The following is a 14,516-nucleotide window of genomic DNA, read 5'->3' as shown; positions in this document are numbered from 1 at the left end:
GCAATCGTCAGTCGGGTTGAATGCGTGGGTCGAGCCAGGCCTGCAGCAGGTCCACCGCGATGTTCAGCACTACCACCAGCATCGAAGACAACAGCAGGATCCCCAGCAGCAGATTGAAGTCGCGCGACATCACCGCCTCCAGGGTCAGGCGGCCCAGGCCGGGCCAGCCGAACAAGGTCTCGGTGACGGCTGCGCCGCCGAACAGCGCGGCGAAGTGCAGCCCCGCCAGGGTGGTCACCGGCAGCAGCGCATTGCGCAAAATATGCCGCAGGGCCACCCGCGCTGGGTGCAAGCCTTTGGCCCGCGCCGTGCGCACGAAGTCCTGACGCTGTACGTCGAGCATGGCGGCCCGGGTCAGGCGGGCGTAGAGGGCGATATAGAAGGTCGCCAGGGTGAAAATCGGCAACAGCGCGTGTTTGACACGGTCCAGCAGCCAGGCGCTGCCCTGCAGGTCTTGGCCAAGGGTGGCGATGCCGTCACTGGGCAGCCAGCCCAGGTGCACCGAAAACAGCACGACTGCCATCAGACCGACCCAGAAACCGGGGGTCGAGTACATCAGCAGCACCACCAGTGAGATCAGCCGATCCGGCCAGCGCCCGACCCAGGTTGCCATGGCCGCCCCCGCGGCAAGCCCCACCAGTAAGGCCGTACCTAGGGCACCGAGCATCAGCAGCAGAGTGTTGGGTAGCCGCGCGAACACCAACTCGGTCACGGGCAGGTTGAAGCGCGGCGACAGCCCCAGGTCCAGTTGCAGCAGGTGGTGCAGGTAAGCCCACAATTGCTGGCCCAGGTTCAGGTCCAGGCCGAAATGCTCGCGCCAGCGCGCGAGGGTTTGCGCGGTGGCGCTGCCCGACTCGGCCGCGAGCACGTCCACCGCATCGCCAGGAATCAAACGCAGCAAAAAGAAGTTCAGCAGCACGATGCCGACCACGGTGGGCACGGCCTGCCATAGGCTGCGCCGGGTCAGCCGCCATAAGCGTCGTTCAGCCATGGGCGACTGCCTCGGCGTCGAGGCTCACGCCGGCCAGGCTGCCGTTGAGGCCATTGCCGTCTTCTTCGAAACCGCGCACCCGGGCGTTGAACACGGTGACCTGTTGCTGCATGACCAGGGTGATTGACGGCAGTTCTTCAATGACGATTTTCTGGAACGCTTTGAACAGCTCAGCCCGGCGGACTTCGTCCGTTTCTACGGCGGCGGCTTCCAGTAGGCGGTCCACTTCTGGGTTGTGGTAATGGCTGCCATTGGAGAAGGGCAGGCCCTTGCGGAAATTCTTCGACCAGAACAGCCGCTGCACACCCACCGTGGGGTCGTACATGGAGCCCATGCCGACCACGGCAAAGGCGAAGTCGCGATCGGTATAGATGCGTTTGACGTAGGTGGGAAAATCTTGCGCGCGCAGCTGCACGTCAATGCCGATCCGCGCCAGGGCCGAGCGGATATACGCTCCGGTACGTTGGTAGCTGTCACCGTAGGGCAGCGGGTCGAGGGTCAGGCTGAAACGGTGGTCGCCGTTTTTGGCCAAGCCAGCCTCATCGAGCAACGCATTGGCCCGTGCCACGTCGAACGGGTAGGGGTTGGCGCCTTGGTAAACGTAGTCTTTGAAACTGGCCGGAATGGGCGACACACTGGCTTCGGCATAGCCGTAGTAGACCACCTTGCGGATGACCTCGCGGTCCAGCGCGTGGGCAATCGCCTGGCGCACTTCCAGGCGCCCCAGCAACGGGTGGTCGAGGTTGAATTCGAGCATGGTCGGCACGACCGAATAGCGGTAGCCACGGGTGGTGGAGCGCAGTTGCCCCGAGGCGGTCAGGCGTTGCAGGTCGCTGAGCGGCACGGGGGTTTCGCCGCCAATGTCGAGGCTGCCGTTTTGCAGGGCTGCCAGGCGCGCGGCCGAGTCAGGAACGATTTTCAGGATCAGCGTATCGATCGCCGGTTGCGCTGGGTTCCAATAGTCGCGGTTGCGTTCGTATTCGATAAAACTGCCGCGTTCCCAGCGCTTGAAGCGAAACGGCCCGGTGCCGATCGGTGCATTGTTGTGCGGGTTGCTCAGCGGATCGCCCGCTGCGTAGAGGTGGCGCGGCAAGATCGGCGTTTCGCCACCGGCAAAGCCGCGAATCAGGTAGGGCGCCGGCTTGCTCAGACGCACAATGGCGGTGAAATCATCCGGTGTATCAACGCCGATCAGGTTAGCGAACGTTGCACTGCCGCGCGGGTGATAACGCTTGATCAGATCCAGGGAAAAAGCCACGTCGGCCGAGGTAAAGGGCTGCCCGTCGTGCCATTTGACGTTGCGGCGCAGGTTGAAGTGGTAGCTCAGGCCGTCATCGGCCACGCTCCATTCGGTGGCCAGAACGGCCCGGGGTTGCAATTGATCGTCATAACCGAGCAGCCCTTCGAGCACCTTGCTGCTAGCCAATATGCTGGTGCCGGCACTGGTATTAAAAGCGCTTAACGAGGGTGGTTCCGGGTTGCTCAGGAGGCTGAGCAAACGTGGCCCCGTGGCAGGGCTGGTGCTGGCCAAGGCATTGGCTGCAAAGGGTAGGGTGGCGCCCAGCAGCGGAAGGGCAGACAGGCCTGCGACGAAGTGGCGGCGGGTGACGGTCATGGGCAAAGTCCAGGGCAAGAGATTAGTGGCGCAAGCCGGCTTGGCGCAGTAACGGCAAGACGCGCTCGCCGAACTGTTCGAGGTCGGGGGCAAAGTCGAAGAAGCTCAACTGCAGGCCATCGATGCCGGCCTCTTTGAGGCGGATAATGTCGCGCACGACCGTCTCGGGGCTGCCCACCAGTTGGATATTGCCGCCGACGTATTTCTGCTCTGGCTGATGGCCGCGCCAGGCGTGGGCGTCGCTGGCCTCCCTGGCATGGCCGGCCAATGCCCCGGGGTCGCCGGCGGCGCTGATTGCGCCATGCACCTCCCAGGCTTCGGCATCGCTGTCGCGGCAGATCACCAGGGGGTTGATCAGGGTGCGCAGCTGTCGCCCGTGTTGGCGTGCGGCGTGCTTAATGCGCTGCAAGTGCTCGGGCAGTTTTTCCAGGGCGTTTTCGATTTCGGCGCTGCCGGGGCTGGTGGTGAAGACAATGTCAGAGTGGCGCGCGGCGAACTCGATACCGGCCGCCGAACCGGTCGCGTTGACCAGCACGGGGCGGCCATAGCGTGGCTTGACGCTCACATAGGCCTCTTCCAGGCGGTAATGCGCGCCGGCAAAGTCCAGGTTGTCCGGGCTCTGCCATAAGCGTTGCACGATCTCGATAAACTCTTCGGCCTGGCGATAGCGCTGATCGTGTTCGATGGGCGCCTGGCCGAACCGGCGGTGTTCGCGGTGGCGGTGCCCGGTCACCAGGTTCAACCCCCAGCGGCCATTGCTGATGTGGTCCAGGGTTGCGCCGAACTTGGCCAAGTGCAGCGGATGCCAGGGGCCATAAAGAACATGCAGGGTCGATATCAGCAGGATGCGCTGGGTGACCGAGGCCAGTGCAGCTTGGGTGATAAAAGCGTCCAGGGACTCATCGTGGTAACGGATATCGCCACCATAGCCGCCTTTGCCCAGCCATTCGGCGAGGGCAAATACCAAGTCGAAACCCAAGGCTTCCGCCCTCAAGGTTAGTTGGCGGTTATAGTCGAACGTCCAGGTTGTGCTGCGTGGCAGCGCTGAGGGGCTCCAGCCGCCTGACTGTACCGGGAGGAATAAACCCAGAAATAACGGTTGGCGAAACGCTTGGGATAAAGGGCTGTCTGGGTAATCCAGGGGCGAAGATGACACTTCACGTACTCCACAATAAGGCCTGATATACAAGCCAGAGCAAGTGCTGTGCCATTTGGTTTAACTTGTTGATTAATATGGTTTTGAGCGGTTTTTTAAATTTATCGAATAAACCCCGGTAAGTTTGAATTGGAGCGTATTTGATGATTGACTGTTGCTCGGCGTACAGTGCTATTCAATCGGCATAGGCTTATGACTTTTTATTAAGTGTGTACGGTGCGTTTTTACGCTAAGTAATGAATGGATGTTAACCGTTTCGACTATCGCTTAATGGAGTCTCGATGAGCACCATCAACTATCGCACCCTTGGCCGCCACGGCCTGAAAGTCTCGCCGCTAACGCTGGGGACCATGATGTTCGGCGGGCAAACGCCAGACGACGTAGCCGCGCGCATAACCGCCAAGGCCTTCGAGCAAGGCATCAACTTTATCGACACCGCCAATGGCTACAATGCCGGCCGCTCGGAAGTCGTCGTCGGCCGGTTGATCGCCGAACGTCGCGCGCAATGGGTGCTGGCCACCAAGTTCGTCAACCCCGACCCCGACGGCCATGGCCCCAACAATCAGGGCGCCTCGCGCAACAACGTTATCCAATCGGTGGAAGCCAGCCTCAGGCGCCTAAACACCGACTACATCGACCTGTTCTACCTGCACCGCGAAGACGCCAGCACCCCGGTGGAGGAAACCTTGCGCGCTCTCTCGGACTTACTGCGTGCAGGGAAAATCCGCAGCTACGGTTTATCCAACCACCGCGCCTGGAAACTCGCCGAATTCAGCCGTACCGCTGACTTGCTCGGCATCGAGCGCCCAACCGCCAGCCAGCCGCTGTATAACCTGGCCAACCGCCAGATTGAAGTCGAGCATCTGCCGGCGGCCGACTACTATGGAATCGGCGTCGTGTCCTATAGCCCCTTGGCCCGTGGCGTGCTCACGGGTAAATACGACCCACAACAGGCGCCAGCGGCCGATACCCGTGCCGGGCGCCAGGACAAACGCTTGCAGCAGACCGAATGGCGGCCCGAATCCCTCGACCTGGCCCAGCGCATCAAGGCCCACGCCGAAACGCGCGGCATTTCGCCGGGGCAGTTCGCCTTGGCCTGGGTGTTGAACAATCGCTTGATCACCTCGGCCATCGCCGGCCCACGGACTGAGGCGCAATGGGATGACTATTTGCCGGCGCTCAATTACGCGTTCACTGGCGAAGACGAAGCGCTGGTCAACGACCTGGTCGTGACGGGACATGCGTCGACAGCGGGTTACAACGACCCCAGCCATCCGTTTTTCGGCCGGCAACCCTTTACTGCCTAGAATTTCTCTGGCGAGCCTCCAACGAAAAAGGTCTCGTGGCGCAACAGCTTAGCCATTTAGCAGGCGGCCGCCGTCCAGGACGATTTCCGAGCCCACCGTCCAGCGCGACTCGTCGGAGGCCAGATACAGTACTGCCTTGGCCACTTCGTCGGCGGTACCGAAGCGCCCGAGCGGAATGGTTGCCGCGATCTCTTGGTTAAGCTGTTCGCGATAAGCTTCGGGAATACCGAGCTTGTCGTAGAGCGGAGTCTCGACCGGGCCAGGGCTCACTGCGTTGACCCGGATGCCACGGCCGAGCAATTCGGTCGAAAGCGTCTTCGACATATTGAGCAATGCAGCTTTCGTTGCGGCGTACACAGACGAGCGATCTGCGCCTGCATGCGCGCTTATGGAGGTCGTCAACACGACCGAAGCAGGATTTGCGAAGACCGGCAACAGCGCCTGCATCAGGAAGTACGGGCCTTTGACGTTGATGTCGAAGGAGCGGTCGAACATCTCTTGGGTCCATTCCTCAATGGGCTTCCAGACAGATACCCCGGCATTGAGGAAGGCCACGTCGAGTTGGCCATAGTGTTCCTTGATCACCTGCGCCAGCTCCTGTTGTGCGGCAACGCTGGCTGAGTCGGCGCGCAGCACCGGCACTTGCGGGCCTAATTCGGCCTGAGCCCTGGCAATCGAATCGGGGTTGACACCCGTTACGATCACGCGGGCACCCTCGGCCAGAAATTGCTTGGCCGTTTCCAGCCCGATGCCACTGGTGCCGCCAGTGATGAGCGTACGTTTACCTTGCAAGCGGGACATATGAATTCTCCGGTGAATGACGACCACCGCGGTCGATATGGAGAACTATGCGCTTATGCTCTTTATCGGATAAGACTGCCGATTGGCATATAATCCATGCAATTTAGGCATGAATAGGTGGGGAAGTGGACCGATTTGTTTTGATGACATGCTTCGCGCGTGCTGTAGAAACGGGCAGCTTTTCGGCGGCAGGGCGTGATTTGGGCCTGGGGCAGCCCAATGTAAGCCGCTATGTAGCGGCGCTGGAGGAGCATTTGCAGACGCGTTTGCTCCACCGGTCGACCCGCAAGCTGTCCTTGACGCCGGAGGGCGAGCGCTACTATGCGGACATCCGGCGTATCCTGGACGCGGTGGATGAGTCCGAATCGTCCTTCAGAAACAATGTCGACCCGTCGGGACTCTTGCGCGTAGCCTGTCCGACAGCCCTCGCACATGCGTTCGTGCTGCCGTACGTGCCAGCCTTTTTGCAGCGCTACCCTCGATTGATCTTGGATCTGCAACTCAACGATCGATACGTAGACCTGGTCAATGAAGGCACCGAACTGGCCATTCGCATAGGGCAACTGGAGGACAGCGCCTTGCGCGCCCGGCCGCTTGGTTGGTACGACCGGGTATTCGTTGCCAGCAACGATTACCTCGCTAAACGCGGCGTTCCGCAGACCCCGGATGATCTGCGCGACCACGACTGCATCATCTACACCTTACTGTCGTCCGGGGCGACCTGGCGTTTCCGCGATACGGAAATTCCCCTGACCGGCCGCTTCAGGGTCAACTCGCCCGACGCTGTGAGCGCGGCGGCCGTGGCAGGCCTGGGTGTGGCGCACGGGCCCGCCTGGCTGTTCGAGGCCGGGCTGAACAGCGGGAAATTACAGTTTATCCTCAGCCAACATACGGCTCCCCCTGTCCCGGTGCAGATGGTTTATGTCGCCAACCGATTGCTGCCTACGCGGGCTATCGTGTTTATGGATTTTATGGCTGAGGTGTTTGCAAAGATCCCAGCTTTGAACGGCAATATCCCTGTGTCGCTTTCATAGGCCGGGATGCCCCAGCGGGCTTGGTCGAGGCGCAGAAAGTACCAGGCCTGGATCACGCCTCGGCGAAATCGCTGAGCACATCGTCGCGCAACGCAATGAAGCGCGAATCGCTGCGGTTGCGGGGGCGCGGCAGGTCGATGTCGAGGATGCGCCGGATGCGCCCCGGGTTCGGCTGCATGACCACCACACGGTCGCCCAGAAATACCGCTTCGTCGACGTCATGGGTGACCAGGATCATGGTGATTTTTTCTTTCTCCCAAATGCGCTGCAATTCCCCCTGCAGGCGTCGCCGGGTCAGGGCGTCCAGCGCTCCAAGGGGTTCATCGAGCAACAGCACCTGAGGCCGATTGACCAAGCCCCGGGCAATCGCCACCCGTTGCGCCATGCCGCCGGAAATTTGCTGGGGGTAGGCCTGGGCGAAATCCTCCAGCCCTACCAGGGCAATGTGTTCGCGCACGCTGTCGTGCTTCTGCGCGGCAGACAGCGGCGCGTTTTTCAAGCCTACGGCAATGTTCTGTTCGACCGTCAGCCAGGGGAACAGCCGGTGGTCCTGAAACACGATGCCGCGTTCCAGGCCGGTACCCTTGATGGCTTTGCCATCGAGCAGGATACGCCCGTCGAACGCTTCATCCAGGCCCAGAATCAGGCGCAGCAAGGTCGACTTGCCGCAGCCGCTGGCCCCCACGATGCTGATGAATTCGCCGGCGGCGATGTCCAGGTCAATGTTGTCCAGCACATGCAGGGGCCGATCGTTCGCCGATTGGTTGGGGAAGCGTTTGCTGATGTTTTCCAGGGTCAAGCTATTGCGTTGCATGGGGCGGCTCCTTGGAAGCTGATCAGTGTGGGGCAATGCCGTAGAGGCGCTGCATACGGCGTTCGGCAATGCGCGCCAGGGCGTTGAGGCTCCAGCCCACCAGGCCGATTACGAGCATGCCGAACAACACCAGGTCCATCATGAAGTGCTCGCTGCCTTCAATCAGGGTATTGCCGATACCCACCCCAGACACCAGCAGGTACTCGGCGCCAATGGTCGCCAACCAGGAGTACACCAGGGCCAAATACAGGCCGGTAAAGATCGATGGCAGGGCGGCGGGCAGCATGACCCCCACGATGGTTTGCCAGCGGCTGAAGTGATACACCCGCGCCAGCTCCAGTAGGCTGGTAGGCACGTTGCGCAAGCCATCGCAGGTGTTGACCACCACGGGCACCAGCGCCGCCAGGGACAGAAACACCACCTTGGCCACATCCCCCAGGCCGAACCACACGGAAATCAGCGGGATCCAGGCGAACAGGGAAATCTGCTTGAAGGTATTGAAGCTGGGGCCGATCAGGCGCTTGCTCAAGGGCGACAGCCCCAACAGGCAGCCGAGCAATAAACCGAGGGTGGTGCCGATGGCAAAACCACTCAAGTTACGCGCCAGGCTGGCGCTGATGGCCCGCCAGAATTGCCCGGAAGCCACCTGTTCCCAACCGGTTTCGAACACCTGTTGCGGCGACACCAGTAAGGGGGATTGGCTCCAGCCCTGGTCCGCCGCCCACCACCACAGGGCCACCGCGGCCAATGGCAAGACGGCGCCGCGATAGCGATTTGTCGGCTTGAGTGCGTCGCTCATGCTTGCCCCCAGCCTTTGTGCAGGCGTTGTTCGAGGCGTTCGAAGCTGCGATCGATCACCCAGCCTAGGGCCCCGACCACCATCACTGCGGCCATGACCAAGTCCAGTTGAAACAGCTGGCGGCCGTAGACAATCAGATAGCCCAGACCTTCGCTAGACGCCACCAGCTCGACCACCACCAACGATAACCAGGCCTTGGTAAACCCCAGGCGCAAACCGGTGAACAGGGTAGGCACCGCTGCGGGCAAGACGATGCGCAACACCGCCTGGCGAGGGCTGAAACCAAACGCGCGGCCTACTTCCAGAAGTGCCTTAGGCGCCTGGTGGAAGGCCTGCAAGGTGCACAGTGCCACCGGGACCATGGCGGCCTTGGCGATGAGCACGTATTTGAGGGTTTCACCGATGCCGAACAGCAGCAGGGCAAAGGGCAGCCAGCCCAGTACCGGGATCTGCACCAGGGCATTGAAGGTGGGCAGTAGGTAGTCCTCGACGCGGCGTGACAGCCCCATGGCACAGCCCAGGGCGATGCCCAGCACGGCGCCAAGGGCGAAACCCAGCAACACCCGTTGCAGGCTGGCGGCGGTATTGAGCCATAGCTCGCCGCTACTGAACAGGTCGGCCAAGGTTTCGTAGACATACGCCGGTGGCGGTAGCACTTGGGCCGATAGCCAACCCTGTTCGGTGCCCAGGGTCCATAACCCGAGCAGCGCCAGCGGCAGCAACCAGGCCAGGCCCAAGTCTGTCACGCGGATGCGCCAGCGGCTCGCGCCGCCGGGCAGCGCCCGCCGGGGCGGCGTTGAAGTTGCCAGTGTGCGCGGTTGGCGCACCAATGCATCTGCCTGGGCCATGTTCAACCTCCGCTCTTGACGGTCGCTGCCTGGGCGGTACTGGCGGCGCTCGATTTGCCGTCGGCGCCGTAGGCGCTCCAGTACCCCTGCAAGCCTTGGGTTTTCAGGGCCTGTTCGAGGTAGCGGGTCTCGAACCAGCCGTCGATGCTTACCGGCCGGCGGATCAACTTCTCCTCGCGGGCTTGGTCGGCCACTGCTTGGTAGCGCTGGCGGACGAAGTCATCGATCAGCGGCGAAACATTGTCGCGTAGCGCCGGCTGGGGGAAGTCCGCCTGCAATGACGCCAGGGGTTCGTTGGTTTTGGCCCATTCGGCCAAAACGGCGTCGCGATTGTCCTGCTCCGAGGCCCAGCGCGCCGCTTGCACCACGGTATCGACCACCTTCTGCACTTGCTCCGGGTGGTGCTTCTCATAGTCGCCGCGCACCACCAGGGCGGTTTGTCGGGTATAGCGCACGTCTTCCTCGGGGTTGGTGTAGATCACATCGATCAGGCCTTGGTCGCGTAGCTTGAACAACTCGCGGCCACCGAAAGCGGCATCGACTCCCTGGGACGCCAACGCGGCCAGGGTGCTGCCGGTGTCCAGGTTGATCACTTTCAGGTCTTTTTCTTTTAGACCGTGGGCGGCCAATAGGTTGATCGCCACCAAATGCCCATTGGTGCCGCGAAAGATCGCCACCTGCTTGCCTTTCAAGTCAGCGAACGACTTGATCGGTGAGCCTTTGGGCACCGCCAGGTAAACCCGCGAGCGCACCCCCAGGGCTGCGAGCAATCGGGTGTCCAGGCCGTTGGCCCGGGCCACGACCTGGGGCAGGTCGCCTTCAAAGGCGAAGTCCAATTGCTGGTTGGACAACGCCTCGTTGACCGCAGGCCCGGCCCCTTTAAAGAAAAACCACTGAACTTGGGTGTCACTGCCGGCGAAAGCTTTTTCCAGCAGTTGCTGGTTGCGCACAATGCCTAATGACGAGCCGCTGAACGTGACCGGGTCGCCGCCGCCGGCGCTGGCTACGCCGATGCGCAACACGTCGGCCTGGGCTTGGCTAAAACCCAACAGGCTGGTGAGGGCGACGGCCACGGCCGATAGGCGCAGCCGCTTGGATAAGGTGCGATTAGGCATAGAGTGAGTCCCGGTGGGTGGTCAGGCAGCGAGGTGTTTTTTGTCGCTTTCGTGTTTGGGCGAGCGCGCATCCGCACTGGGCTTGATGGCAAGGCTCGGTTGCCCATCGACCCCTACCAGCACGTCACCGTCCAGGGTCGTACGGCGTACGATGCGTTCGGCTTCGCCGTAGTCGTTAATGGCCACGTGCTGGGTCGCGCGGTTATCCCAGATCACCACGTCCCCGGTTTGCCAGCGCCAACGCACGGTATTGTCCAAGTGGGTGATGCGCTCGTGGAATAAACGCAGCAAGTGTTTTGAATCGTTAGGCGCAAGCCCCTGAAGTTGTTTTACGAAATGCCCTAATACCAGCGCCTTTTCACCTGTTTCAGGATGTACATGAACCAGCGGATGTTCGGTTTCATAAACATCCGCAGTGAACTCTTCACGGTAACGGCGACTGCCCAATTCGCCGGTATGGCGCGGCACGACATAATCGTAGACATTACTGTGAAGGGCACGAAGTTGTTCGGCGAGTAATTGCAGCGGGGCCGGTAAGTCCGCATACGCGGCCGCCGTATTGGCCCAGACGGTATCACCGCCAAAGGCCGGTATGACCACCCCGCGCAGAATGGATATCTTGGGTGGGTTGGCCACGAACGTCACATCCGTATGCCAGGAGTTCGCCCGGGTTTCCCGCGCGTCCAGGTGCAGGATCGCCTGGCTTTGCTGGGCCGAACGGACGGTTGGGTGGGGCACTTGTTCGCCGAAGTAGCTGGATAAGTGTTCGTGTTGGCGATCGTCCAAATGCTGTTCGCGAAAGAACAATACTTTGTACTTGAGCAGGGCTTGATGCACCGCATTGAAAGTTTCCGCGCTGAGGTCTGCGCCCAAGTTAACACCACTGACTTGCGCGCCGAGACGGCCGGCGACCGGCTGAAATACGATGGACATAACAAGCACCCACTGAAAGTTAAGAGGTGAAGCGACAATAGTGAGGGCGTCAGTAAAAATCCAATCACTCTTTCGTCTAACTATAGAAGGTATGAATGTGCCGAAAAGTAAGCAAGTTATAACTTTTATAACTTGCAGCATGGCTGCTAGGTATTAAACCGCAAGGATGGCGCCGTGATTGCTGCCAGTGGCCGGTCTCGGGTAGCATAGCGGGCATGAAAAAGTCCGCTATCCCCCTTAATACCGCCGCGCAAATAGCCCAGTCACGTGTTGCCGCCCAGCTCGCCGCTGACGTGCTGGCGATGATCGGCGAGTATGTCAAACCCGGCGTCAGCACTGACGAGCTTGACCGCTTGTGCAACGACTATATCGTCAATGTGCAAAAGGCGATTCCTGCCAACGTTGGCTACCATGGTTTTCCCAAGACGGTTTGCGCCTCGGTCAACCACGTGGTGTGCCACGGCATCCCCTCACCCAAGGTGCTGGAGGAGGGCGATATTCTCAACCTCGATATCGCCGTGATCAAGGACGGTTGGTTCGGCGATACCAGCCGTATGTATTTCGTCGGCACCCCCAGTGCCGAAGCCAAACGTTTGGTGGACGTGACCTTCGAGGCCATGTGGGCCGGTATCCGTAGCGTGCGCCCGGGGGCGACGTTGGGCGATGTCGGCCACGCCATTCAGACCGTGGCCGAGCGCGGAGGCTTCAGTGTCGTACGTGAGTACTGCGGCCACGGCATCGGCCAGGTCTACCACGACGAGCCGCAGGTGCTGCATTACGGCCGGCCCGGAGTAGGCCTGGCGCTCAAACCGGGGATGATTTTCACTATCGAGCCGATGCTCAATGCCGGCAAGCGTCAGGTGCAAACCCTCGCTGATGGCTGGACCGTGGTCACCCGCGACCAGTCACTGTCTGCCCAGTGGGAACACATGGTAGTGGTCACGCCTGACGGTTTCGATGTACTCACGGCGTGGCCAGATCGCTAACGAAACAGCGATCTTCACGCAGTAGCTCTTCCAGTGGCCCCAAAGGTAGGGGCCGGCTGAGCAAGTACCCCTGCACTTGATCGCAGTCGTTGGCGGTCAGGAACGCCAATTGCTCCGGGGTTTCGACGCCTTCGGCCACCACTTGCAGGCCCAGGCTATGGGCCAGTTCGATAATGGTGCGGGTGATCGCGGCGTCCTTGGGGTTGCTGGTCACCTCCCGAATAAAGGCAATATCGATCTTCAGTTTGTCCAGAGGGAACCGCCGCAGGTAGGCCAGGCTGGAATAACCGGTGCCAAAGTCATCAATGGATATCTTCACTCCGCTGCCCTGTAGCTCGCGCAAGCTGGCGACGGTGTGGGTGGTGTTTTCCATCAGCGACCCTTCGGTCAGTTCGACTTCCAGCCAGCGCGGGTCGACCTGGTGATGGGCCAACGCCTGCTTGATGTCGGCAATCAGGTGGCCTTCGATAATCTGCTGGCCAGACACGTTGACCGCCACCTCCCAAGGGCCCAACCCGGCGCTTTGCCAGCTTGCGATCTGCCGGCAGACGCTATCGATCACCCACTTGCCCAGGTCGGTGATCAGCCCGATGCGTTCGAGCACCGGGATAAATACCGCTGGCGAAATGCTCGGCTGGCCCGGCCGCGGCCAGCGCAGCAGAGCCTCCAGGCCACAGATGCGGCCGTCTACCAAGCTGATTTTGGGTTGGTAATACAGCTCGAATGCCTGCTTGAGCACCGCCTCGCGCACCGCGCTTTCTAGCCCTAGGCGTTCCAGTACTTCGGTATTCATTTGCGCGGTGTAGAAGCAGTAGCTGTCGCGCCCGCTGGTTTTCGCCCGGTTCATCGCGGTGTCAGCGAATTTGACCAGGCCGAGGGCGTCTTCGCCATCTGCCGGATAGAGGGCAATGCCGATACTGGCGGTCAGCACTTCGGACGAATCAGTGCCCATGGGGAAGGGTTCCCTTAGGGCTTCGCGGATCCGTTCCACGCGTTGTTGGGTGTCAGCCTGACCGCCACGGATCATCAGGATCACGGCAAATTTAGCACCGTCCATGCGCCCGACGGTGTCGCTGATGTTCAGGCAGTTGCTCAGCCTGCGGCCCAACTCGGTGAGGATCTGGTCACCGATCAAATGGCCCCAGGTTTGGTTAACGCTTTTGAAGTCGTCAAGGTCGACGGTCAACACCGCCAACTGCCAATGGTTGAACGCGGCTTGGGCCAAGCCCATCTGCAGGGCTTTGTAGAAGTGGTTGCGGTTGGGCAAGCCGGTCAGGGCATCGTAGTGGGCCATCTTCAGCAAGCGCTGCTCGGACTCTTTGCGCTCGGTGATGTCGTGGAACACGCCAACGATGATCCAGTCGTCGCCGGCCTGGTAGGCCTGCCGGTGGACTTCCACCACCGCGTGGCTGCCACTGCGGCGGCGGATACGCATCTCGATCGGCCGCCCCGGACCCTTGCCAGCGATGATCGCGTCGTACAACACGGCCAGTTCATCGATCGACGCGTCGCCCAGGTCCGCCGGGCTTAGCTTGAGCAGCTCGGCGGGGCTGTAGCCGAGCAGGGTGCAGGCGCTCTTGTTGAACTCGATAAAACTCATGGTGCGGCGGTTCACCAGCAAGATGGCATCGCTGGACGCGTCCATGGCCGAGCGAAAGCGCTCCAGGTCTATGGTGCGTTGCTGCAGTTGCTCCTCCAGCATCGCACTATGGTCTTTGAGGTCGTCGCCGAGCTCCTTGAGCCGCAACAGGTTGCGCACCCTGAGCCATAACTCCGCCCGCTCAACCGGTTTTTGCAGGAAGTCTTCAGCTCCGGCTTCCAGGCCCGAAAGGCGCGCGCCTGGCTCGCCCAGGGCGGACAGCATGATGATGGGAATATTGGCCGTGGCGCGGTTGGTCTTGAGCTGGTTGGCGACTTCATAGCCGTCCATGCCGGGCATCATCACGTCCAGAAGAATAAGGTCGGGCGGTTGTTGCTCGACCAGGGTTAAGGCCTCTTCGCCAGAGCTGGCGGTGAGGGTGCGGTAACCTTTGTAATGAAGCCAGACTTCCAGCAGTTTACGAACATTGGCATCGTCGTCGACGATCAACAGCATGGCGGGTGTAGTGGACATGGAC

At 61.1% G+C, this 14,516-nt stretch carries 13 protein-coding genes; 3 read left to right on the top strand and 10 right to left on the bottom strand.

The window, feature by feature from the left end:
* Positions 1-7: 7 nt before the first annotated feature.
* From QCL65_RS14590 to QCL65_RS14580, 3 genes are read right to left on the bottom strand one after another with little or no spacing between them, the layout of a single operon-like run.
* Entirely contained in the window at positions 8-991 is a 984-nt protein-coding gene (locus QCL65_RS14590) for an ABC transporter permease (protein WP_407309786.1), read from the bottom strand.
* Positions 984-2,606 carry an ABC transporter substrate-binding protein gene (locus QCL65_RS14585; protein WP_407309784.1) on the bottom strand — a complete coding sequence of 541 codons (1,623 nt, stop codon included), beginning with the start codon at positions 2,604-2,606 and terminating at the stop codon, positions 984-986. The genes QCL65_RS14590 and QCL65_RS14585 overlap by 8 nt, the downstream gene beginning before the upstream one ends.
* A gap of 22 nt (positions 2,607-2,628) precedes the next feature.
* Positions 2,629-3,762, bottom strand: coding sequence for an LLM class flavin-dependent oxidoreductase (locus tag QCL65_RS14580; RefSeq protein WP_407309782.1), 1,134 nt, complete (start codon positions 3,760-3,762; stop codon positions 2,629-2,631).
* Between the two features lie 281 nt (positions 3,763-4,043).
* On the opposite strand from QCL65_RS14580, the gene QCL65_RS14575 reads away from it, so the two are divergent.
* On the top strand, positions 4,044-5,069 hold the full coding sequence (locus tag QCL65_RS14575) for an aldo/keto reductase (RefSeq protein ID WP_407309781.1): 1,026 nt from the start codon (positions 4,044-4,046) through the stop codon (positions 5,067-5,069).
* Between the two features lie 48 nt (positions 5,070-5,117).
* Here the strand turns inward: QCL65_RS14575 and QCL65_RS14570 are convergent, their stop codons facing one another.
* Positions 5,118-5,870: an SDR family oxidoreductase gene (locus QCL65_RS14570; protein ID WP_407309779.1), complete on the bottom strand. Its 753-nt coding sequence runs from the start codon at positions 5,868-5,870 to the stop codon at positions 5,118-5,120.
* Between the two features lie 125 nt (positions 5,871-5,995).
* Between QCL65_RS14570 and QCL65_RS14565 the strand changes: the two genes are divergently transcribed.
* Positions 5,996-6,904: a LysR family transcriptional regulator gene (locus QCL65_RS14565; protein ID WP_407309777.1), complete on the top strand. Its 909-nt coding sequence runs from the start codon at positions 5,996-5,998 to the stop codon at positions 6,902-6,904.
* Positions 6,905-6,956: 52 nt separating this feature from the next.
* Here the strand turns inward: QCL65_RS14565 and QCL65_RS14560 are convergent, their stop codons facing one another.
* The 5 genes from QCL65_RS14560 to QCL65_RS14540 are packed head-to-tail and all read right to left on the bottom strand — an operon-like array spanning position 6,957 to position 11,413.
* Positions 6,957-7,718: an ABC transporter ATP-binding protein gene (locus QCL65_RS14560; protein WP_407309775.1), complete on the bottom strand. Its 762-nt coding sequence runs from the start codon at positions 7,716-7,718 to the stop codon at positions 6,957-6,959.
* 22 nt (positions 7,719-7,740) lie between these two features.
* Positions 7,741-8,517, bottom strand: coding sequence for an ABC transporter permease (locus QCL65_RS14555; protein ID WP_407309773.1), 777 nt, complete (start codon positions 8,515-8,517; stop codon positions 7,741-7,743).
* The gene (locus QCL65_RS14550; protein ID WP_407309771.1) at positions 8,514-9,365 is read right to left on the bottom strand and encodes an ABC transporter permease; all 852 of its coding nucleotides are present in this window, start codon (positions 9,363-9,365) and stop codon (positions 8,514-8,516) included. Before QCL65_RS14550 ends, QCL65_RS14555 begins: the two co-directional genes overlap by 4 nt.
* Positions 9,366-9,367: 2 nt before the next feature.
* The gene (locus QCL65_RS14545) at positions 9,368-10,480 is read right to left on the bottom strand and encodes an ABC transporter substrate-binding protein (protein ID WP_407309769.1); all 1,113 of its coding nucleotides are present in this window, start codon (positions 10,478-10,480) and stop codon (positions 9,368-9,370) included.
* Positions 10,481-10,501: 21 nt separating this feature from the next.
* A complete protein-coding gene (locus tag QCL65_RS14540; RefSeq protein ID WP_407309767.1) occupies positions 10,502-11,413 on the bottom strand; it encodes a TauD/TfdA dioxygenase family protein in 912 nt (303 codons plus the stop codon).
* Between the two features lie 215 nt (positions 11,414-11,628).
* Between QCL65_RS14540 and map the strand changes: the two genes are divergently transcribed.
* Positions 11,629-12,399, top strand: coding sequence for a type I methionyl aminopeptidase (gene map / locus QCL65_RS14535; RefSeq protein ID WP_407309765.1), 771 nt, complete (start codon positions 11,629-11,631; stop codon positions 12,397-12,399).
* On the opposite strand, the gene QCL65_RS14530 is transcribed toward map, so the two are convergent.
* Positions 12,377-14,512 (bottom strand): EAL domain-containing protein, encoded by a 2,136-nt coding sequence (locus QCL65_RS14530; protein WP_407309763.1) that lies wholly within the window; start codon positions 14,510-14,512, stop codon positions 12,377-12,379. The genes map and QCL65_RS14530 overlap by 23 nt on opposite strands.
* Positions 14,513-14,516 lie beyond the last annotated feature (4 nt).

Source organism: Pseudomonas sp. nanlin1, from assembly GCF_045571515.1.
GTDB lineage: Bacteria > Pseudomonadota > Gammaproteobacteria > Pseudomonadales > Pseudomonadaceae > Aquipseudomonas.
Note: the sequence above shows the minus strand (reverse complement) of the source record. Positions and strands in the feature narration are given on the sequence as shown.